General features: G+C 72.0%; 17 protein-coding genes and 2 rRNA genes (1 of these 19 cut by a window edge). 4 read left to right on the top strand and 15 right to left on the bottom strand.

Annotation, left to right across the window (positions count from 1 at the left end):
* The 4 genes from R2B67_RS29640 to R2B67_RS29625 form a co-directional block, all read right to left on the bottom strand.
* Window positions 1-945, bottom strand: a complete 945-nt coding sequence (locus R2B67_RS29640; protein ID WP_317822306.1) for an ABC transporter permease — start codon at window positions 943-945, stop codon at window positions 1-3.
* Between the two features lies 1 nt (window position 946).
* Window positions 947-2,545 (bottom strand): ABC transporter substrate-binding protein, encoded by a 1,599-nt coding sequence (locus R2B67_RS29635; protein ID WP_317822305.1) that lies wholly within the window; start codon window positions 2,543-2,545, stop codon window positions 947-949.
* Window positions 2,546-2,886: 341 nt separating this feature from the next.
* Window positions 2,887-2,958 (bottom strand): putative leader peptide, encoded by a 72-nt coding sequence (locus R2B67_RS29630; RefSeq protein WP_317824983.1) that lies wholly within the window; start codon window positions 2,956-2,958, stop codon window positions 2,887-2,889.
* Between the two features lie 100 nt (window positions 2,959-3,058).
* Window positions 3,059-4,309, bottom strand: a complete 1,251-nt coding sequence (locus R2B67_RS29625) for an ROK family transcriptional regulator (RefSeq protein ID WP_317822304.1) — start codon at window positions 4,307-4,309, stop codon at window positions 3,059-3,061.
* Between the two features lie 516 nt (window positions 4,310-4,825).
* Here R2B67_RS29625 and R2B67_RS29620 point away from each other — a divergent pair.
* Both R2B67_RS29620 and R2B67_RS29615 read left to right on the top strand, forming a co-directional pair.
* Complete coding sequence (locus R2B67_RS29620) at window positions 4,826-5,776, top strand: TauD/TfdA dioxygenase family protein (protein WP_317822303.1); 951 nt, start codon at window positions 4,826-4,828, stop codon at window positions 5,774-5,776.
* Between the two features lie 121 nt (window positions 5,777-5,897).
* A complete protein-coding gene (locus R2B67_RS29615) occupies window positions 5,898-7,523 on the top strand; it encodes a PucR family transcriptional regulator (protein WP_317822302.1) in 1,626 nt (541 codons plus the stop codon).
* On the opposite strand, the gene R2B67_RS29610 is transcribed toward R2B67_RS29615, so the two are convergent.
* The 5 genes from R2B67_RS29610 to R2B67_RS29590 all read right to left on the bottom strand — a co-directional run bounded on the left by R2B67_RS29610 (window position 7,520) and on the right by R2B67_RS29590 (window position 12,941).
* Entirely contained in the window at window positions 7,520-8,611 is a 1,092-nt protein-coding gene (locus R2B67_RS29610; protein ID WP_317822297.1) for a glycosyltransferase family 4 protein, read from the bottom strand. The genes R2B67_RS29615 and R2B67_RS29610 overlap by 4 nt on opposite strands.
* A 383-nt stretch (window positions 8,612-8,994) precedes the next feature.
* The gene (gene recN / locus R2B67_RS29605; protein WP_317822296.1) at window positions 8,995-10,740 is read right to left on the bottom strand and encodes a DNA repair protein RecN; all 1,746 of its coding nucleotides are present in this window, start codon (window positions 10,738-10,740) and stop codon (window positions 8,995-8,997) included.
* Between the two features lie 116 nt (window positions 10,741-10,856).
* Window positions 10,857-11,777, bottom strand: a complete 921-nt coding sequence (locus tag R2B67_RS29600) for an NAD kinase (RefSeq protein WP_317822295.1) — start codon at window positions 11,775-11,777, stop codon at window positions 10,857-10,859.
* A gap of 8 nt (window positions 11,778-11,785) precedes the next feature.
* Window positions 11,786-12,601 carry a TlyA family RNA methyltransferase gene (locus R2B67_RS29595; RefSeq protein ID WP_026242115.1) on the bottom strand — a complete coding sequence of 272 codons (816 nt, stop codon included), beginning with the start codon at window positions 12,599-12,601 and terminating at the stop codon, window positions 11,786-11,788.
* A 7-nt stretch (window positions 12,602-12,608) separates the two neighbouring features.
* Window positions 12,609-12,941 carry a hypothetical protein gene (locus tag R2B67_RS29590; RefSeq protein ID WP_381075257.1) on the bottom strand — a complete coding sequence of 111 codons (333 nt, stop codon included), beginning with the start codon at window positions 12,939-12,941 and terminating at the stop codon, window positions 12,609-12,611.
* Window positions 12,942-13,073: 132 nt separating this feature from the next.
* On the opposite strand from R2B67_RS29590, the gene R2B67_RS29585 reads away from it, so the two are divergent.
* Window positions 13,074-13,421: an SCP2 sterol-binding domain-containing protein gene (locus R2B67_RS29585; protein ID WP_026242116.1), complete on the top strand. Its 348-nt coding sequence runs from the start codon at window positions 13,074-13,076 to the stop codon at window positions 13,419-13,421.
* A 108-nt stretch (window positions 13,422-13,529) separates the two neighbouring features.
* On the opposite strand, the gene R2B67_RS29580 is transcribed toward R2B67_RS29585, so the two are convergent.
* Entirely contained in the window at window positions 13,530-14,330 is an 801-nt protein-coding gene (locus R2B67_RS29580; protein WP_018515526.1) for an ABC transporter ATP-binding protein, read from the bottom strand.
* A gap of 145 nt (window positions 14,331-14,475) precedes the next feature.
* Complete coding sequence (locus R2B67_RS29575) at window positions 14,476-15,519, bottom strand: HAD-IIA family hydrolase (RefSeq protein ID WP_317822294.1); 1,044 nt, start codon at window positions 15,517-15,519, stop codon at window positions 14,476-14,478.
* Between the two features lie 71 nt (window positions 15,520-15,590).
* Between R2B67_RS29575 and R2B67_RS29570 the strand changes: the two genes are divergently transcribed.
* Window positions 15,591-16,868, top strand: a complete 1,278-nt coding sequence (locus R2B67_RS29570) for a DUF1015 family protein (RefSeq protein WP_317822292.1) — start codon at window positions 15,591-15,593, stop codon at window positions 16,866-16,868.
* A gap of 101 nt (window positions 16,869-16,969) precedes the next feature.
* Here R2B67_RS29570 and R2B67_RS29565 read toward each other — a convergent pair whose 3' ends face one another.
* From R2B67_RS29565 to R2B67_RS29550, 4 genes are all read right to left on the bottom strand, one after another.
* On the bottom strand, window positions 16,970-17,722 hold the full coding sequence (locus R2B67_RS29565; RefSeq protein ID WP_317822291.1) for a tetratricopeptide repeat protein: 753 nt from the start codon (window positions 17,720-17,722) through the stop codon (window positions 16,970-16,972).
* A complete protein-coding gene (locus R2B67_RS29560) occupies window positions 17,719-18,927 on the bottom strand; it encodes a hypothetical protein (protein WP_317822289.1) in 1,209 nt (402 codons plus the stop codon). Before R2B67_RS29560 ends, R2B67_RS29565 begins: the two co-directional genes overlap by 4 nt.
* A gap of 213 nt (window positions 18,928-19,140) precedes the next feature.
* Window positions 19,141-19,257 (bottom strand): 5S ribosomal RNA (rrf, locus tag R2B67_RS29555).
* A gap of 111 nt (window positions 19,258-19,368) precedes the next feature.
* Window positions 19,369-20,345 (bottom strand): 23S ribosomal RNA (locus R2B67_RS29550); it runs 2,149 nt beyond the window's last position.

Genomic DNA, 20,345 nt, shown 5'->3' with positions numbered 1-20,345 from the left:
TCACTCCCACCTGATCCGGGGGTCGAGCCAGGCGTACACGAGGTCGGTGAGCAGCTGGACGACGACGAACACGGCGACCAGCAGGAGCAGCAGGTCCTGGACGACCGGGTAGTCGCGCCGGCTGAGGCCCTGCTCGGCGAGCTGGCCGAGGCCCGGCCAGGCGAAGATCGCCTCGACGAGCACGGCCCCGCCGAGCAGGTGCCCGGTCTGCATTCCGAGCAGGGTGACGACGGGCGGGAGGGCGTTGGGCAGGGCATGGCGCCACAGCAGCCGGCGCGGGGCGACCCCGGCGGCGGTGGCGGTACGGATGTAGTCCTCGGCTAGCGCGCGCTCGATGCCGTCCTTGAGGTAGCGGCCGAGGACCGCGGCGCTCGGGAGGGCGAGGCAGAGCGCGGGCAGCAGCAGGTACTGCGCGGCCAGGTCGGGGGCGCCGAGGAACGACACCCGTCCGCCCGGCGGCAGCACCCCGAGGACGACGGCGAACAGCAGCACGAGCAGGACACCGCTGACGAACGGCGGTACGGCGAGGGCGGCGGTCGTCGTCACCCGGATCGCGCTGCGGACCCAGCCGCTGCGCGAGGTGGCGCCGAGGATGCCGAAGGCGCTGCCGAGCACGATGACGAACAGCAGGGCGGCCACGGTCAGTTCGGCGGTGGCGCCGAGGCCGTCGGCGATCAGGTCGGAGACCTGGCCGCCGATCGCGTACGAGGGTCCGAGGTCGCCGGTGACCAGGGAGCCGATCCATTGGCCGTACTGGGAGAGCAACGGCGCGTCCAGGCCGAGCCGTTCGCGGATCGCGGCGACGGTCGCCGCGTCCGCGTCGGGCCCGGCCAGCGAGGACGCCGGATCGCCGGGGACGAGCCGGAGGATGGTGAAGATCAGGAACGAGGCCCCGAGCAGGACGAGGAGGGCGGAGGGCAGCCGCCTCAGCAGGTAGCCGCGCATGTCACACCAAGTAGGCGTCGTCGAGGTTGAGATAGGAGAACTTGTTGAGCGCGACGCCGTGCAGCCGGTCGGCGTTGACCTGGACCTGGCCGCGTACGACGAGGTCGATGATGAACGCCTCGTCGAGCAGGATCCCGGAGATCTTCTCGTGCAGGGCGTTGGCCTCGGCCGCGCTCGTCTCCGGCTTCGTCCATGCCTCCTGGACGACCTTGGTGTAGGTGGCGGAGCGGTACTTGGAGGTGTTCTTGGCCTCGTTGAACGGGTACGCGCTCACCGCGAGGGTGGAGGGCTGGACCTGGGCGAAGCCGTGGCCCATCGACCACAGCGCCGGCATCTCCTGCGAGATCAGCTTCTTCTGCGCGGTGGCGCCGTCGGTGGGCTCCAGGGTGGTGGTGACGCCGATCTGCTTGAGGTCGTACTGGATGGACTCGGCGATGGCGGTCTCACCGGGCAGCCCGATGTGCAGCAGCGGGAAGGCGAGCTTGCTGTGCCCGGCGGACTTCAGCAGCTCGCGGGCCTTGCCGGGGTTGTGGGTGTAGTGGGTGCGGTGGGCCTCGCTGAAGGCGGGCGAGGACTTGGGCCACGGAGCGGCGGAGGCGAGACCGTAACCGCCCAGCGTCTGCGCGAGGAGCCGGTCGCGGTCGATGGCCCAGGCGAGGGCCTGGCGGACGGTCTTGTCGTTGAGCGGGGCGACGGTGGTGTTGACGCCGAGGTAGATGGCGCCCGCTCCGGTGTCGTAGTTGGTGATCTTCAGCTTGGGGTCGCTCTTGATGACACCCAGGCTCTTGCCGGGGACGCCGAAGGAGAGCTGGGACTGGCCGGAGCGCAGGGACGAGATCAGCGCGTCGGCCTGGGGTATCACCCGCAGTTCGACGCCGTCGAGGTAGGGGCGGTCCGGCAGCCAGTAGCTGTCGTTGCGGGTCAGGCTCAGCCCGGAGCCGGGGCTCCACTTCTTCAGCTTGAACGGGCCGGTGCCGATGAGCTTCTTGCCGGTGACGGCGTCCTCGACCGTCTTCTCATCGGTGATGATCATGAATTCGAAGAGGTCGAAGAGGTTGTTGACCGGATGCGCGAGCTTGAGCACCAGCTCGTGGTCACCGCGCTTCTCGAACCCGTTGACGGTGGCCGCCGTGCTGCGCAACTGGGCGGCGCGCACGGGGTTCTGAAGGTTCTTCACCGCGAAGATCACGTCGTCGGCGGTGAAGGGGCGGCCGTCGTGGAAGGTGACGTCGTCGCGCAGCTTCAGCGTGATGCTGCGTCCGTCCTTCGCGTACGTCCAGGAGGTGGCGAGCTCCGGCTTCGGCGTGAGGGCGTCGTCGTACCGGGTCAGGGTGTTGTAGATCAGCCGCTGCTGGAGGGACTGGCCGCTCTGCGCGAAGAGCAGCGCCGGGACGAAGTCGGAGTTGACGGCGAGGTTGAGGGTACCGCCGCGCCGGGGCTTGCCACCGGTCTCCTCGGGAGCGGACGAGCTCTCGGAGACCGCCGAGCGGCAGCCCGTCAGGCCCAGTCCGAGCAGCAGGGCGCTGCCGCCGCCGGCGAGCAGGGTGGAGCGCCGGGAGAGTCCGGTGGACGGGGACGGGGAGGGGTACAGCTCGGTCATCGAAGCCTGCCTGTGACAGTGAGGGACGGTGGGTGGGGCGAAGCGGGTGCGGGTGGCGCCAATTGATTCCGCTGCGGGAGCAATTGAAGGGAGACAGAGGCGCCACCGGCGCGCAGAGCACGGGTGTGCGGGTTCACGGGTGTACGGAGGTATGGGTGTACGGAGGTATGGGTGTGCGGACGTACGGCGTCAGGCCGTACGGGTCAGAAGCGGGGCGACCGCGAGAGGTGACACGTGAGGCGTGGGATCAGCGCCGGGCCGCGTGGAGCGGGGCCGGGCACCGGACCGGGTCCGTGGAACAGCTCCGCGGAACGGGTCCGGGAGCGCGGGAGGGGTCCGGGTCAGCTGTGGACGGCACAGACCGCGCTGGCCTGTCGACAGAGGTCGACGTGCCTGCGGGAGATGAGGCGCATGTCCGGGTTCACGGGAGCAATATGACAGTGGCTTCGCCGGACGGTCAACCTGGTCTGTCCGGATCTTGGTACGAAATCACCTCCTGCCCCATACGCGCCGCTACCGCTGAGAGGCCGCCAAAGGGCTCCTGAACAGGGGATTCAGCGCGATCGTCCCCCCGGCGACGGGCAGCACGGTCATTCCGGCATGCGGACTGACGATCCGTTCGGGGTCCCCGCAGACATGCGAGAGGTCGACCGCGGCGCCCCTGATCTCCTCCAGGTACTCCGGGTTGAGCAGGCTGGAGTGCTCGGTGACCACGACCAGGTCCGGGTTGAGGACATCCAGCAGCAGGGCGGTCGCCCGGCCGACCGCGCGGGCCCGCTCGCGCAGCAGCCGGTCCGCCCGCCGGTCCCCGGCCGCCGCCGCGTCCACCAGCAGGAACACATCGGCCTCGGGCACGATCCCGCGCCGCACGGCGGTCCGGGCGACCGCCATGTTCGAGGCCGTCGCCTCCAGGCAGCCGGTCCGCCCGCACGGGCAGGTGACCGTGGAGTCCGGTACGGGCAGGTGGGCCACGTCCCCCGCGCCGGAGCCCGGCCCCTGATGGACCACCCCGGCGATGCCGAGGGCCGCGTCGACCACGTTGCCGATGAAGAGGTGGACCAGGCTGCGGCGGGCGGCGGGCCGGCCGAAGAGGATCTCGGACTGGGCGATGGCGCGGGCGTGGTTGTCGATGCGTACGTCGATCCCGCCGAGGCCCCGGGAGAGTTCGGCGGCGAGCGGCCGCTGGTGCCAGCCGAGGGTGTCGTGCCGCACCGCCGTCCCGAGCGCCGGGTCCACCCACCCGCCGAGTGCGGCGCCGACCCCCAGGAGGTGGTGGTCCCCGGTGGTGTCGGCGAGGAAGGCGCGCAGCCCGGCGACGACTTCACGCGAGAGGTCCTGGGAGGCGATGCCGTCGTGCGGGAAGGTGCGGCGGGCCAGCAGCCGGCCCCGTAGATCCAGCAGGCCGAACGTCGAACCGGGCACCCCTATGTGGACCCCGCCCGCCACCGGCCCGTCGCTCTCCCCGGTATGCAGGTCGACCGGGATCTGGGGTCTGCCGACGCCGCTGCTCTCCACCCGTTCGGGCAGCTCACGGACGAGGCCGAGGCGGACGAGGTCGACGCACTGGCGCGATACGGCGGCGGGGCTGAGGCCGGAGAGCTGGGCGATCGACCTGCGGGCGACGGGCCCGTGGTCGAGGACCGCGCGCAGCACCGTCGCGGCGTTGGCCTCGCGCCGGCCGTCGCCGGTCGCGCGGGGCAGCCGGTCGGCCGTCCGGGCCGAGGGCGCGGTGGTCGTCCGAGGGAGCTGGGGGGCGGCAGTCATGGGGCCTTCCTTCGGTCCTGCGCCACGGGGGGCACGGGGGCACTCGCAACATTACGGCGGCGTGAAATCGCGCCACCTCCCGCGCCCGGTGGTCTGACGGGGTGGCCGACGTGTCCGGGATCGCCGGGAAAACCGCTGCTCAGAGGCGGTTTGACGGGGCGTTGCCGGACAGCGGCCGGGCCGTGCGCGAGCGCCGATTCAACCACCGCCGGACGCCTCCCGGCCCACGGGCGGGTGCTTGACGTACGCGGAGGGGCGCTGGAATTCTCCGGTCCATGTTCGCGACGGCCGATTCCGACGCGCGGCCCGCCCACGCCGGCCGCACCGCAGCAGCGCCCGGGTGTCCCGGCCGCTGTACCGCCGCCTGACCGGCCCTCTCTCCGGCCGCACCGCGCTTCCTCCTCTTCATAGGCCCCCGCTTCACCCCTGGTTCTCCAGCGGAGGCCCATCCTCGCCCGAATTAATTTCGCTCCAAGATTAATCAATGGATGGTCTTGGGCCCGAAAGGAACTCACCATGTCCTCGGCAACCACCGCCCCCGCCCGTACCTCCGCCCTCACCGTCCAGAAGGTCGGCGGCCGCCTCGGCGCCGTCATCTCCGGCGTCCGCCTCGGCGGGGACCTCTCCCCCGAGACCGTCGCCGGGATCCGGGCGGCGCTCCTCGCCAACAAGGTCGTCTTCTTCCGCGGCCAGGACCACCTGGACGAGGAGAGCCACGAGGCGTTCGGCAAACTGCTCGGCACCCCGGTCGCCCACCCCACCGTGCCGTCCGCCGACGGCCGTTACTCCCTCGGTATCGACTCCGACCACGGCGGCCGGGCCAACCAGTGGCACACCGACGTCACCTTCGTCCCCGCCTACCCGGCCTTCTCCATCCTGCGCGCCGTCGTCATCCCGCCGTACGGCGGCAACACGCTGTGGGCCAACACCGCCACCGCGTACGACGGGCTCCCCGAGCCTCTCCGGGTCCTGGCCGACTCGCTGCGCGCGGTCCACTCCAACGACTACGACTACGCGGCGCTGCGCCCGCAGGCCCTCCCCGAGGCACTGAAGCAGTACAAGGAGGTGTTCACCTCGACGAAGTTCCTCACCGAGCACCCGGTGGTCCGCGTCCACCCCGAGACCGGTGAGCGCACCCTGCTGCTGGGCAACTTCGTGCAGCGCATCGCGGGCCTCACGGGCCGCGACTCCCGTACGCTCCTGGATCTGTTCCAGTCGCACATCGAGCGCCCGGAGAACACCGTGCGCTGGCAGTGGCAGGTGGGCGACGTGGCGATCTGGGACAACCGCGCCACCCAGCACTACGGGGTCGACGACTCCGACGCCCACGAGCGCAAGCTCCGCCGCGTCACCATCGACGGGGACGTGCCGGTGGGCGTCGACGGCCGCTCCTCGACGCTGATCTCGCCGGAGGAGGTGCCGGACCCGTCCTTCGGCATCCCGTCCGGAGCCTCCACGGCCGCCTGACCCCACGGTCTCCACGCCTCCCCTGCCATGCGCACCCCGCGCCCCGGGCGGTAGCGTCCTGAACAGGACGACCGCCCGGGGCACGGGCGGCGGCGGTACAAGGGGAAAGCGGGCCGGGTACGTGGAGAGCCACAGCGGAATCACCGTGCAGCGGGCACTGGAGCTGCCGGGGCTGCGTGCGGGGCTCCCGGAGGTGGTGGCCGGCGCGGACCGGCTGAGCCGCACCGTGCGCTGGGTGCACGCGGGCGAGGTCCCCAACATCGCATCGCTCCTCAAGGGCGGCGAGCTGCTCCTCACCACGGGCCTCGGCCTCGGCACCCGCCCCGCCGAGCAGCGCGCGTTCGTCCGCCGCCTCGCCGACCGGGGCATCGCCGCCCTGGTGGTGGAGCTGGGCCCGCGCTTCAGCCGGCTGCCCGCCTCCATCGTGGACGCGGCCCGCGCGGCCGGGTTGCCGCTGGTGCAGCTCCACCGCGAGGTGCCGTTCGTCGCGGTGACCGAGGAGGTGCACACCGAGATCGTCAACGGGCACTACGCCCTGCTCCAGCAGGCCGAGGAGGTGCACCGGCGCGCCACCCGGGCGCTGCTCGACGGCGGCGGAGTGCCGCAGGTCCTCGGCATCCTCGCCGACTTCACCGCCAACCCGGTCTTCCTGGAGACGCCCGACGGGCAACTCCTGTACGCGGCGTCCACGGGCACGGGTCCGGTGGGCGCGGACCCGCTCCAGGTCTGGGAGGGCATGCGCGGCGACCGGGCGGCCCGGGAGTCGCCGCCGACCGGTGCGCTCCTGGTGGACGTGCCGGGCGGCGGTCCGGACACCGGTGCCGTACGGGCGCGGCTGGTGCTGCTCGCCGTCTCGGGCCCGCTGGCCACCGTGCACCGGATGGCGGCCGAGCGGGCGGCGGGCCTGCTCGCCGTCGTCCTGATGCAGGCCCGGCAGGAGGAGGAGCTGGCGGCCCGGGGCCGGGGCGACTTCCTCACCGACCTGGCGGAGGGCCGGATCACCCCGGAGGACGCCCCGGCCCAGGCCCGGGTGCTCGGCTTCCGGCCCGGGGACACCCCGCTCCTCCCGGTCGTGATGCGGCTGGCGCCCGAGCTGTCCCCGTCGGGCAACTGGGCGCTGCTGGCCCGCGCGGTGCTGGAGGAGCTGGCCTCGGTCGGGGTGCCGGTGCTGCTGGGCGTACGGCCGGTGGAGGGGCGGGTGCCGCTGCTGCTCGGGCTGCGCTCGGAGGGCGAGCGCACGGCGGTGGCGGACCGGGTGGCGGCGGCGCTGCGCGCGGGCGTGGGGCGGGCCGGCCTCGACCGCGCCGGGTCGCAGCCGCCGGTGGTCGTGGTCGGTGTCGCCGGAAGCTGGGCGGCGGCGGGCGCGGGGCTGCGGCACGCCTCGGAGACGGCCACGGCGGCGCAGGGTCTGGACGACCGGCCCTGGTACGACGCCCGGCGGCTCGACATCGACCTGCTGCTGTGGCGGCTGCGGGACCACCCGGACCTGGCGGCGTTCGTGAACCGGGCGATCGGCCCGCTGCGCGAGCACGACCGGACCTCGCGCCCGCCGCTGCTGCCGACGCTCCAGGCGTATCTGGCGCACGCGGGCCGCAAGGCGGAGACCGCGCGCGAGCTGCACCTCAACCGCCAGACGCTCTACAACCGGCTGGCCCGGATCGGTGAGCTGCTGGGCACGGACCTGGATGACCCGCAGACGGTCCTGGCCCTCAGCCTGGCGCTGCGGGCCCGCCGCCACACAAGCTAGGTGCGTGAAGGCAGCGGCTGCGCCAACTCGTCGTACACGCTGAGCACGTGGGCGATGGTGTCGTCCTCGGTGGGCCAGCTCGCCGCCTGCTCCCGCCCGGCCTCGGCCAGCCGCGCGCACCGCTCGGGGTCGCCCAGCAACCGCACAACCGTACGGGCGAGCGCCTCCGCGTTCCCGAACGGCACCAACTCAGCAGCCTCACCGACCAGTTCGGGCACACCGCCGACCTCGGTCGCGACCAGCGGCACCCCCAGCCGCAGCGCCTCCTGCGCCAGCAGAGAGCGGCCCTCCCAGCGGCTCGGCAGCACGGCCAGGTCGGCAGCGGCGATCAACTCACCCACATCGTCCCGGCATCCGATCAGTCGTACGGGCAACTCCTCGTCCCGGATGCGCTGTTGCAGGGCGTCCCGGTCGCGCCCCTCCCCCGCGATGACGAGCAGGGGTACGGGGTCGAGCCCGCGCCAGATACGGGCGGCGTCCAGCAGGGCGGAGAAGCCGTGGTGCGGCACGAGGCTGCCGACGGCCATCAGCAACGGCCGTTCGACCGCGCCCAGTTCGGCCCGCGCCTTGCCGTCGTGCAGGGTGCCGGCCGAGCGCGGCACGGGGGCGGCCACCGGGGCGAGCCGCGCGTCCCGGGCCCCTCGGACCCGCGCCCGGTCCACCAGGTCGGAGGAGGGGGCGAGGACAACGGCGGCCGCCCGTACGGCCCTTCGCTCCAGCAGGTGCAGGATCTGGCGGCGGGCGCCCTCGGCGTACCGCCGGGTGTGCCAGGTCAGCACCAGGGGCACGGTCCGCCCGCTGAGGGCGAAGGCGGTGCGGGAGGCGGCGTGCAGCCCGTGGGCGTGGACCACGTCGGCCCCCGCGCAGGCGGCGCGGAGCGCGGCGACGGCGGCCGGGTCGCTGCGCCGGGGCACCGGCAGGAAGCGGGCCCCGGTCGCCGTGAAGTCGTAGGCGTGGTCCACCGCGGGCGGGGCGCAGACGGTGACCTGCACCCCGCGCGCCACCAGCCCCGCGGCGAGCGAGCTGACGTGCGCGCTGCTGCCCGCACTGCCGCCGCCCAGGACTTGGACCGTACGCAGCTGTGACACGTTGATTGGCTCCCGGGGTCCCGGAGTCGGCGGTAGGTACAGCGCCAAGGATGCCAGTCCGTACGCGCGTTCCGGGACTGCCGGAACGTTGCTGCCGGGCACGCAGCGACAACGGGCCACGCCGCACCACTCTCACGGGTGAATCAGAGGGCGTGATGTTGCCATCGCCGGCGTCCCTGCAGCCCCCAGATGCGCCCGGAACCCCCGGCGCGGGTCATCGGCCCCCACGAGGTCGTCGTACGCCCCGCAGCCCCCGGCGGCCAGCACCGCGAGCACCCCGGCCGCACGCCCTCGGGCCGACCCACGTTCGTACTCATGGAGGAAGCCTGGATACGCGTGCGGGGCCGGGCGGGAGACCTCCCCGCCCGGCCCCGCACCCGCCGTCATCCGTCCTTGCGCGCCGTCGCCAGCAGCTCCTCGGCGTGGGCGCGGGCCGTCTCGGAGTCCTCCTGGCCGGCCAGCATCCGGGACAGCTCCCGGACCCGGTCCTCGCCCTCCAGGACCGTTACCCCGCTCCGGGTCACCGAGCCGTCCACGGTCTTCTCGACCAGCAGTTGGCGGTCGGCGAAGGCCGCGACCTGCGGCAGGTGCGTCACGACGACGACCTGGGCGGAGCGGGCGAGCTTGGCCAGGCGCCGCCCGACCTCGACCGCCGCCTTGCCGCCGACACCCGCGTCGACCTCGTCGAAGAGGTACGTCGGCACCGGGTCGGAGCCCGCGAAGACGACCTCGACCGCGAGCATCACCCGGGACAGCTCACCGCCCGATGCGCCCTTGGCGATCGGCCGGGGCTGGGCCCCGGGGTGCGGGGCGAGCAGCAGCTCCACCTCGTCGGCGCCCGAAGGGCCGTAGACGACACTCCGCCCGCCGATGTCGATGCCGGACGCCTCGTCGGCCGCCTCGGTCTGCCGGATGGCGAAGGAGACCCGGGCGTGCGGCATCGCGAGCGACGCCAGCTCCTCGGTCACCGCCTCGGCGAACCGGGCGGCGGCCTCCGTACGGGCGTCGGTCAACGCCTGTCCGAGGGCGGAGAGTTCGGAGCGCAGCGCGTCGCGCTCGGCGGTCAGCTCGCCGATCCGCTCGTCGTCGCCCTCCAGCTCGGTGAGCCGGCCCGCGCCTTCCTGTGCCCAGGCGAGCACGGCAGCGATGTCCTCGCCGTACTTGCGGGTCAGGGTGGTGAGCGCGGCCCGCCGCTCCTCCACGGCGGCCAGCCGCAGCGGATCGGCCTCCAGCTGGTCGGCGTACCCGGCGAGCTCGCCGGAGACGTCCGCGATCAGGATGGAGATCTCCCCGATCCGGTCGGCCAGCGCGGCCAGCGCCGGGTCGTGGGCCCGGACCGCGTCCAAGGACTGCCCGGCAGCGGCGACCACCGTCGTGGCGTCGACACCCTCGGGGTCCTCCGGATTCCCCGCCAGCGCGGTGTGCGCGAGGGAGGCGGCGGAGGCGAGGGCCTCCGCGTGCCCGAGCCGCTCCGCCTCGGCGGCCAGCTCGGTGTCCTCCCCCGGCAACGGCTCCACGGCGGCGACCTCGTTCAGCCCGAAGCGCAGCAGATCCGCCTCCTGGGCCCGCTCCCGGGCCCGGGTGGTCAGCTCGTCCAGCTCGGTGGCGACGGCGCGCAGCCGGCGGTAGGCCGCCGCGTACTTCGCGTGCGGGACCTCCACGCCGTCCCCGGCGTACCGGTCCAGGGCGCCCCGCTGCCGGGCGGGCTTGAGCAGCCCCTGTTGGTCGGTCTGCCCGTGCACGGCGACCAGCTCGTCCGCCAGCTCGGTGAGGACCCCCACCGGCACGGATCTGCCGCCGAGATGGGCCCGTGAGCGTCCTTCCGCCGAAACGGTACGGCTGATGAGCAGCGCACCGTCGTCGAGTTCCGCCCCGGCCTCCTCGGCCCGCAGCGCCGCCGCGTCGCCCTCGGACACCGTGATCCTGCCCTCGACGACCGCGGCCTTGGCCCCGACCCGTACGAGGGCGGGGTCCGCGCGCCCGCCGAGCAGCAGCCCGAGGCTCGTGACGACCATGGTCTTGCCCGCGCCGGTCTCACCCGTCACCGCGGTGAAACCGGGTGACAGCTCCACCACCGCGTCGTCGATGACTCCGAGCGACCGTATCCGCATCTCCTCCAACACGGACATGACCTTACGAGGTTCCGAGGCGGACGCGCGACGGCCCCCGCTCCCGGATTCACTCTCCCGAGCGTTCCCGGGCGTTCCCGAGGACCGCGTGGGCCGTCGAATGACCTCCCGGCCGGTCAGTGCGGCGCGCCCCGCCACCCCGATACCGGCAGCGCGAACTTCGCCACCAGCCGGTCCGTGAACGAGGCCTGGTGCAGCCGCGCCAGCCGTACGGGCACCGCCCCGCGCCGCACCTCGACCCGGGCGCCGGCGGGCAGCTCCACGGTCCGGCGCCCGTCGCACCACAGCACCCCGTGCGGGGTGTGCGGCTGGACCTCGACGGCGAGGACGGAGGTCGGGGAGGTCACCAGGGGCTTGGCGAACAGGGCGTGGGCGCTGATCGGGACCATCAGCAGCGCCTCGACCTCGGGCCAGACGACAGGCCCGCCCGCCGAGAAGGCGTACGCGGTCGAGCCGGTCGGGGTGGCGCAGACGATCCCGTCGCAGCCGAACCCGGTGACCGGCCGCCCGTCGATCTCCAGGACGACTTCGAGCATCCGCTCGGGCGACACCTTCTGCACGGCCGCCTCGTTGAGGGCCCAGTCGGCGTGGACGACGTCACCGTTCGCATGCACAAGGACGTCGATCGTCATGCGCTCCTCGACCTCGTAGTCACGGGTGACGACCCGCGAGACCACCTTGTCGAGGTCGTCGCGCTCGGCCTCGGCGAGGAAGCCGACACGTCCGAGGTTGACGCCGAGCATCGGCACCCCGGAGGCGCGGGAGAACTCCGCGCCGCGCAGCAGGGTGCCGTCACCGCCGAGGACGATCAGCAGCTCGCAGCCGTCGACGGCGGCGCAGGAGGTGTCGGTTACCGTCTCCACGGTGTCCGGGAGCGGCAGATCGGCCGCCTCGGTCGCCAGGACCCGGACGCCGAGCCCGTTGCGCAGCAGGCCCTGCACGACGAGCTCCGCGCTGCGGATCGCGGCCGGACGGCCGGTGTGCGCCAGCAGGAAGACGGTCCGTTCCGCGTTCGTCGTCTCTGCGTTCGTCGTCACATTCGTCGTCAACGGGGCCCCTCCGCCACTGCACGGTCGACATCCGCGGGATCCAGCTCAGGTGCGCCGGCCCGCAGCCACAGAAAGTACTCGACGTTCCCCGAGGGGCCGGGCAGCGGACTGGCCGTCACCCCTCGTACGCCGAGCCCGAGTCCCCAGGCCCGGCGCGCCACTTCACGTACCGCCTCGGCGCGCAGCTCCTCACTCCGCACCACCCCGCCGCTGCCGAGCCGCTCCTTGCCCACCTCGAACTGCGGCTTGACCATGAGGACCAGGTCCGCGTCGGGCGCGGCGCACCGGGCGAGGGCGGGCAGCACGAGCCCGAGCGGAATGAAGGACAGATCCCCCACCACCAGGCCGACCGCCTCCCCGTCGATGTCCTCCAATGTCAACTCCCGCACATTGGTACGGTCCTTGACGACGACGCGTTCATCGGACTGGAGCGACCAGGCGAGCTGCCCGTACCCGACGTCGACGGCCACGACCTGCCGGGCCCCGGCCCGCAGCAGGACATCGGTGAAGCCGCCGGTCGACGCGCCGGCGTCCAGCGCCCGCCGCCCCTCGACGGCAAGCCCGAGCGGGACGAAGGCGGCGAGCGCCCCGGCCAGCTTGTGCCCGCCGCGCGAGACGTACTCGGGGTCGTCGTCGTCCTTGGTCACGACGATCGCGGCGGCCGTCTCGACCTGGGTGGCGGGTTTGGTCGCGGTGGTCCGGCCGACGGTGACCCGCCCCGCGGCGATCAGCTGGCTCGCGTGCTCGCGCGAGCGGGCGAGCTTGCGGCGTACCAGCTCGGCGTCGAGGCGGCGACGTGCCACTCCTGCCACGTTCGGTTCAGCTCCTGTGGTCGTGCGTGTTGTCGTACGCGGGTGTGGGTCCGGGCCTGGGCGGCCCGGGTGCGGCGCCCGGACGGGCGTCCCCGGCCGGACGGGCGTCCAGCGAGGTCAGCGCGGACTTGAGCCCACGGTGTACATCCTCGTACACCTCGGTGTGCCCGTCCGCCGGGAGGTGGTCCGCGTCGGCCAGCCGCTCCAGCAGGGCGTCGACCTCGGCCCGGCCGGTGGGGGTGCGCTCCACGCCCAGGGGCGCGGGCTCAGCGGGCTCGAAGGAGGGCGCGTCGGCCACGGGCCCGTCCTGGGGCAGATCCGGCTCCTCGAGCGTGCTCACGTCCTCAGGCGGGCTCACGTCCTCAGGCGGGCTCACGTCCTCAGGCGGGCTCACGGGCGGGGTTCCCGCCTCCGGCGTCCAGTCGCTCATGCCGAAACGCTACCGCGACGGGCCGGTGTACCGTCGAGGACGATGGCGACCATGGCGGAGTGCCGCAGCGCACTCGACAAACTCTCCGACAACCTCGCGACGGCCGACGGCGACGTGCGCGGCGCCGCCGCGCTCGACCGCTCGCTGAGCTGTCACATCAAGGACCTCGACATCACGTTCACCGGCCGTTTGGCCGACGGCCGGATCCAGGTTCAGGACACGGTCGAGGGCCCGCCCCGCGAGAAGGCCGAGATCCGGCTCGCGATGACGAGTGACGACCTGGTGGCCCTGGTCGACGGCGACCTGAACTTCGCGAAGGCGTGGGCATCGGGCCGCGTACGGCTGGAGGCGGGCTTCAGGGACCTGCTGAAGCTGAAATCACTGCTGTAGCACCTCAGGCCTGTCCGGTTCCAGGACGTGCGGCGGCACAATCAAGCCTGTCCGGCGATTGAGGACAAAGCGCCCACCAGGGCGCCACCCGCACCCGCTCAGGGCCCCTCAGGCGGCGACCTTCCGCGCCTTCCGGGCCGCAGGCACGACCAGCGGCGTCCCGGTCTCAGGATCATCGATCACCTGACACCGCATCCCGAACACCCGCTCCACCAACGCCGCGTCCACCACATCCGAAGGCGCCCCCTCCGCGACGATCTCGCCCTCCCGCATCGCGATGAGGTGCGTGGCGTACCGCGCGGCGTGGTTCAGATCGTGGAGTACGGCGACGAGCGTGCGCCCCTGCGTCTCGTGCAGCTCCGCACACAGGTCGAGGACATCGATCTGGTGCTGGATGTCGAGGTACGTCGTCGGCTCGTCGAGCAGCAGCAGCGGTGTCTGCTGGGCCAGGGCCATGGCGATCCAGACCCGCTGCCGCTGGCCGCCGGAGAGCTCGTCGACGTAACGGTCGGCGAGCTCGGCGACCCCAGTCGACTCCATGGACTCCTGCACCACCCGCTCGTCCTCCGGCGACCACTGCCGCAGCAGCCCCTGGTGGGGGTAGCGGCCCCGGGCGACGAGGTCGGCGACGGTGATGCCGTCGGGCGCGATGGAGGACTGCGGCAGCAGCCCCAGCGTGCGGGCGACCTTCTTCGCGGGCAGCTGGTGGATGACCTGCCCGTCCAGCAGCACCTGCCCCCGGCTCGGCTTCAGCATCCGGGCGAGCGAGCGCAACAGGGTCGACTTGCCACAGGCGTTGGGCCCGACGATCACCGTGAAGGAGTTGTCGGGTATCTCGACCGAGAGATCCTCGGCGATGACCCGCTGGTCGTAGCCGAGGGTCACCGATTCTGCGGTGAGGCGCTGCATGGTCGTACTCCCGGAGGCAGAGGGTGTCCGGCGGATCAAGGCCGGAAGGCCTCCGACCAGCACCAAGTTAGGTTAGCCTATCTTCCTCCTGGCGCCCCTCCCCGTGGGCCTCCGGGCACCCCCTCCCCGCATCCCCAGGGCCCGATCACAGCCCGAGCGCGGCGACGGGCTTCTCCGTGTCCAGCCCGAACGCTCCGTCCCCGGCGAAGGTCCACGCGGCCCCGCAGAGCGCCCGCAGCCCGTCGAGCGGATCCCCCTCGCCCTCCAGGACCAGGTCCTCCCCGTCCCGTACGGTCGCGGTCCACCCGCCGCACCGGAACACGTCGTCCGAATCGCGCTCCACCGTCACCTCGGGCTGCCCGGTGAGCAGCCCCCGCAGATCCCGGTCCACGTACGTCGGCCGGTGGCGCGGCTCCGCGGCGAGCAGCTGGGCGGCGTCCGTCACCCCGGTCAGCACGAGCAGCGAGTCCACGCCCCCGTTGAACGCGCCCTCGATGTCCGTGTCCAGCCGGTCCCCGACGACGAGCGGCCGCTCCGCCCCGGTCCGCAGCACGGTCTCGCGGTGCATCGGCGGCAACGGCTTCCCCGCGACCTGGGGTTCGGCGCCGGTGGCGATCCGTACGACCTCCACGGCGGCACCATTGCCCGGCGCGATACCCCGGGCGCCCGGGATGGTCAGGTCGGTGTTGGACGCGTACCAGGGCAGCCCGCGCGCGACGGCGTAACTGGCCTCGGCGAACCGTCCCCACGCCAGGTCCGGCCCGCCGTATCCCTGCACCACGGCCACCGGGTCGTCGTCCGCCGACTCCACCGGCACCAGACCGCGCTCCCGCAGCGCGACCCGCAGCCCTTCGCCGCCGACGACCAGCACCCGGGACCCGGCGGGCAGCTGGTCGGCCATCAGCCGGGCGACCGCCTGGGCCGAGGTGATCACATCGGCGGCCTCGGCGGGCACGCCCAGCTCCGTCAGGTGCTCCGCCACTGCGTCCGGCGTGCGCAGGGCGTTGTTGGTGACGTACGCGAGGTGCATCCCGCCGTCCCGGGCGGCGCCCAGCGACTCCACGGCGTGGACGATCGCCTCGCCCCCCGCGTACACCACCCCGTCCAGGTCGAGGAGAGCCGTGTCGTACGCCGCGCTCAGCGCCGTACTGCTCCCCGCCGGCCGGTACCTGTCGTGCTGCTGGCTCATATGACTCCGCTCCTCATTCATGCCGCTCCCCCGATCATCGCGCATGCCCCGTGCACACATACGATGCTCAAATGAACACTTCAGGTCCCGACGAGCAGGGGCTGCGGCTGATCCCGTTCCGTGGACTGCGTTACGTCCCCGAGCGGGTCGGCAGCCTGGCCGCGGTGACCTCGCCGCCGTACGACGTGGTCGTCAGGCCGGACGGTCTGCACCACCTGGAATCGGCGGACCCGCACAACATCGTGCGCCTCATCCTCCCCCAGGCGGACACCGCCGAGGACCGGCACCGGCAGGCGGCGCGGACCCTGGAGCGCTGGCTGGCCGAGGGCGTTATCGCCCCGGACCCGGCGCCCACGCTGTACGTCTACGAGCAGCGCAACGACGAGATCCTCCAGCGCGGCCTGATCGGCGCCCTGGCCCTCTCGCCCGCCGCCGACGGGATCGTGCTGCCGCACGAGGACGTCATGGACGACATCGTCGCGGACCGCGCGGAGCTGATGCGGACGATGCAGGCCCACCTGGAACCGCTGCTGCTGACCTACCGCGGCGACGGCGCCGAGGGGGGCGCCGCGGCGGTCATCGAGCGCACGGCCGAGCGCCCGCCTCTGCTCTCCACCACCACGGAAGACGGGTTCCACCACCGACTCTGGGCCGTCACCGACCCCGCCGAGCGCACCGCGATCGAGACGGACCTCGCCCGCCACCAGGCCCTGATCGCCGACGGCCACCACCGCTGGGCCACCTACCTCCGGCTCCAGCGGGAACAGACCGCGCCGGGCCCCTGGGACTTCGGCCTCGTCCTCCTCGTCGACACGACCCGCCACCCGCTCCAGGTCCGCGCGATCCACCGACTGCTGCGCGGCCTCCCGGTGGCCCGGGCGCTCGAAGGACTGTCGGGCCTCTTCCGGGTCCGTACGGTGGAGGGCCCGCTCCCCCATGCGCTCGACGCCCTGGCCGGCGCGGCGGCGGAGGGCAACGCGTTCCTCCTGGCCGGTGATGGCGGCTTCCACCTGGTGGACCGCCCGGACCCGGCCCTGCTGGCCCGTACGATCCGGACGGACCGCCCCGAGGCGTGGCGGACCCTGGACGCGACGGTGCTGCACTCGGCGCTGCTCGACGACGTCTGGCGGATCCCGGACGCCCCCGAGCACATCGGCTACATCCACGACACCGAGGCCGCCGTCGAGCAGGCCGAACGCCTCGGCGCCACGGCGGTGCTCATGCACCCGGTACGCGAAGAGGTCGTCCGGGACCTGGCCAGGCAGGGCGTCACCATGCCCCGTAAATCGACGTCGTTCGGCCCGAAGCCGGCGACGGGCCTGGTCATGCGGAGCCTGACCATCGACTGAGAGCACCGCAAGCCGCAGGGGCAGCCGCAGGGCATGAGAAAGGGGCGGGACTCCCGAGGGAGTCCCGCCCCTTTCCTGCGTCAGCGCTCAGCTGTCAGCGACTAGGCTTTGTCCGCCCCGTCGCCCCGCTCGTCCACGTCGTCGTCCTCGTCGCCCTCGTCGTCGCCCTCAGGCAAGTCGTCGAGGGAGGAGGAGACGGGTCCGTCGGTCTCGACGGACTCCGCGTCCTCGTCGTCACCCAGGACATCGACGAACGCGACCCCGTCCAGCTCGGCCAGCCGGTCCGACGCGTCGGTCGAGCCGTCCTTGTCGGCCTCCAGGGCCTTGCCGAACCACTCCCGGGCCTCGTCCTCACGCCCCGCCTCCAGCAGGGCGTCCGCGTAGGCGTAGCGCAGACGCGGCGTCCACGGCTGGATGGAGCTGGAGGCGAGCTCCGGGCTCTGCAGCGTGACGATGGCGGCGTCGATCTGCCCCATGTCCCGACGGGCGCCCGCGGCCACCAGCCGCATCTCGACCTGGCCGGCCTTGTCCAGCTTCTGCACCTCGGGCTCACCGGCCATGGCCATCGCCCGCTCGGGTCGGCCGAGACCACGCTCGCAGTCCGCCATGACGGGCCACAGGTCCACGGACCCGGTCATCCGCCGGGACGCACGGAACTCGGCGAGCGCCTCCGCGTACTTCTGCGTCGCGTAGGCCGCGAACCCGGCCGCTTCGCGCACGGCGGCGACGCGCGAGGCCAGCCGCAGGGCGATACGGGAGTACGCGTACGCCTCCTCCGGGTCCTCGTCGATCAGCCGGGCCACCATGACGAGGTTGCGCGCGACATCCTCGGCAAGGGTCTTCGGCAGGCTCATGAGCTCCTGGCGCACGTCCTTGTCGATCTCGTCGCCGGTGACGTCGTCCGGGATGGGCAGCCGCTTGATCGGCTCACGGTCCCTGTCCCGGTCACGGTCGTCGCGGCCGCCACGGAAGCCACCGCGGTCACGGTCGTCACGCTGCCCGCCCCGGTAACCACCACGGTCCCCGCCACGGTCACGGTCATCACGACGGAAGCCACCACCGCTGGGCCGGTTGTCGTCGCGACGCGGGCCACGCGGCCGGTCGTCACGCCGCTCGAACCCACCACCGCTCGGACGGCCGCCACGGCTGTCGTCACGCTGCTGACCACCGCGGTACCCACCACGGTCGTCATCACGACGAGGCCCACGGGGCCGATCGCGGTCATCGCGACGGAACCCGCCGCCGGAGCCACCGCCGCGGTTGTCGTCACGACGGAAGCCGCCACCGCTGGGACGGTCGTCGTCGCGACGGGGCCCACGGGGCCGGTCGTCACGCCGCTCGTACCCACCACCGCTGGGACGGCCGCCACGGTCATCACGACGGAACCCACCACGGTCGTCGTCGCGGCGGAAACCACCGCCGGAGCTGCCACCCCGGTTGTCATCGCGCCGGAACCCACCACCGGCGTTGCCGCCCCGGTTGTCGTCACGGCGGAACCCGCCACCGGAGCCACCGCCCCGATTGTCGTCACGGCGGAAGCCGCCACCGCTGGGACGGTCGTCATCGCGGCGCGGGCCACGCGGCCGGTCATCACGACGCTCGAACCCACCACCAGTGGGCCGGCCGCCACGATCGTCACGGCGGAAGCCACCGCCGGAGCCGCCACCGCGGTTGTCATCGCGACGGAAGCCACTTCCGGCCTTTCCGCCACGGTCATCACGGGGGAAGCCACCACCGCTGGGCCGGTCGTCGTCCCGACGGGGCCCACGCGGCCGATCGTCACGCCGCTCGAAGCCGCCACCGCTGGAACGGCCGCCACGGTTGTCATCACGACGGAACCCACCCCCGGAGCTGCCACCACGACTGTCATCGCGACGGAAGCCACCACCGGAGCCACCGCCACGGTTGTCATCACGACGCGGCCCACGATCCCGGTCGCGGTCGCGGTCATCGCGGCGGAAGCCGCCACCGGTGCCGCCACCCGTCGGCCGGCTGTCGTCACGGCGCGGGCCGCGGTCGTTGTCACGGCGAGGCGCTGCGGAACCGGACCGGTCGTCACGACCACCGCGGTAACCGCCCCGGTCACCACCGTCCCGGCGACGCGGCTCGCGCTCCGGACGATCGTCGGGAGAGTTGGTGGACATGGGTGTGACTCCTGTCTTCGGGTACCACAGACATTCTCGCGCAGCCGACCCTCCGACGCGCTTCGACGAAAAACAAAAGGACCCCTGGTCCCAGCGTGAACGCTGGGACCAGGGGTCCTTGAAAGATTGTTCGGCGGCGTCCTACTCTCCCACAGGGTCCCCCCTGCAGTACCATCGGCGCTGAAAGGCTTAGCTTCCGGGTTCGGAATGTAACCGGGCGTTTCCCTAACGCAATGACCACCGAAACCCTATCGGGTTCTAGCGAACAAGCACACTCTTCAATTAAGTAGTGAAACTGTTCAACCGGTGCGATAACTGTTCGCAACCCGGGAACAACACAGTGGACGCGAGCAACTGAGGACAAGCCCTCGGCCTATTAGTACCAGTCAGCTCCACCCCTTACAGGGCTTCCACATCTGGCCTATCAACCCAGTCGTCTACTGGGAGCCTTAACCAATCAAGTTGGTGGGAATACTCATCTCGAAGCAGGCTTCCCGCTTAGATGCTTTCAGCGGTTATCCTTTCCGAACGTAGCCAACCAGCCATGCCCTTGGCAGGACAACTGGCACACCAGAGGTTCGTCCGTCCCGGTCCTCTCGTACTAGGGACAGCCCTTCTCAATATTCCTACGCGCGCAGCGGATAGGGACCGAACTGTCTCACGACGTTCTAAACCCAGCTCGCGTACCGCTTTAATGGGCGAACAGCCCAACCCTTGGGACCGACTCCAGCCCCAGGATGCGACGAGCCGACATCGAGGTGCCAAACCATCCCGTCGATATGGACTCTTGGGGAAGATCAGCCTGTTATCCCCGGGGTACCTTTTATCCGTTGAGCGACAGCGCTTCCACAAGCCACTGCCGGATCACTAGTCCCGACTTTCGTCCCTGCTCGACCCGTCGGTCTCACAGTCAAGCTCCCTTGTGCACTTACACTCAACACCTGATTGCCAACCAGGCTGAGGGAACCTTTGGGCGCCTCCGTTACTCTTTAGGAGGCAACCGCCCCAGTTAAACTACCCATCAGACACTGTCCCTGATCCGGATCACGGACCCAGGTTAGACATCCAGCACGACCAGAGTGGTATTTCAACGACGACTCCACAACCACTGGCGTGGCCGCTTCACAGTCTCCCACCTATCCTACACAAGCCGAACCGAACACCAATATCAAACTATAGTAAAGGTCCCGGGGTCTTTCCGTCCTGCTGCGCGAAACGAGCATCTTTACTCGTAGTGCAATTTCACCGGGCCTATGGTTGAGACAGTCGAGAAGTCGTTACGCCATTCGTGCAGGTCGGAACTTACCCGACAAGGAATTTCGCTACCTTAGGA

It is taken from the genome of Streptomyces cyaneofuscatus (assembly GCF_033109485.1).
Lineage (GTDB): Bacteria > Actinomycetota > Actinomycetes > Streptomycetales > Streptomycetaceae > Streptomyces > Streptomyces cyaneofuscatus.
This window is presented reverse-complemented; position numbering and strand designations above follow the sequence as displayed.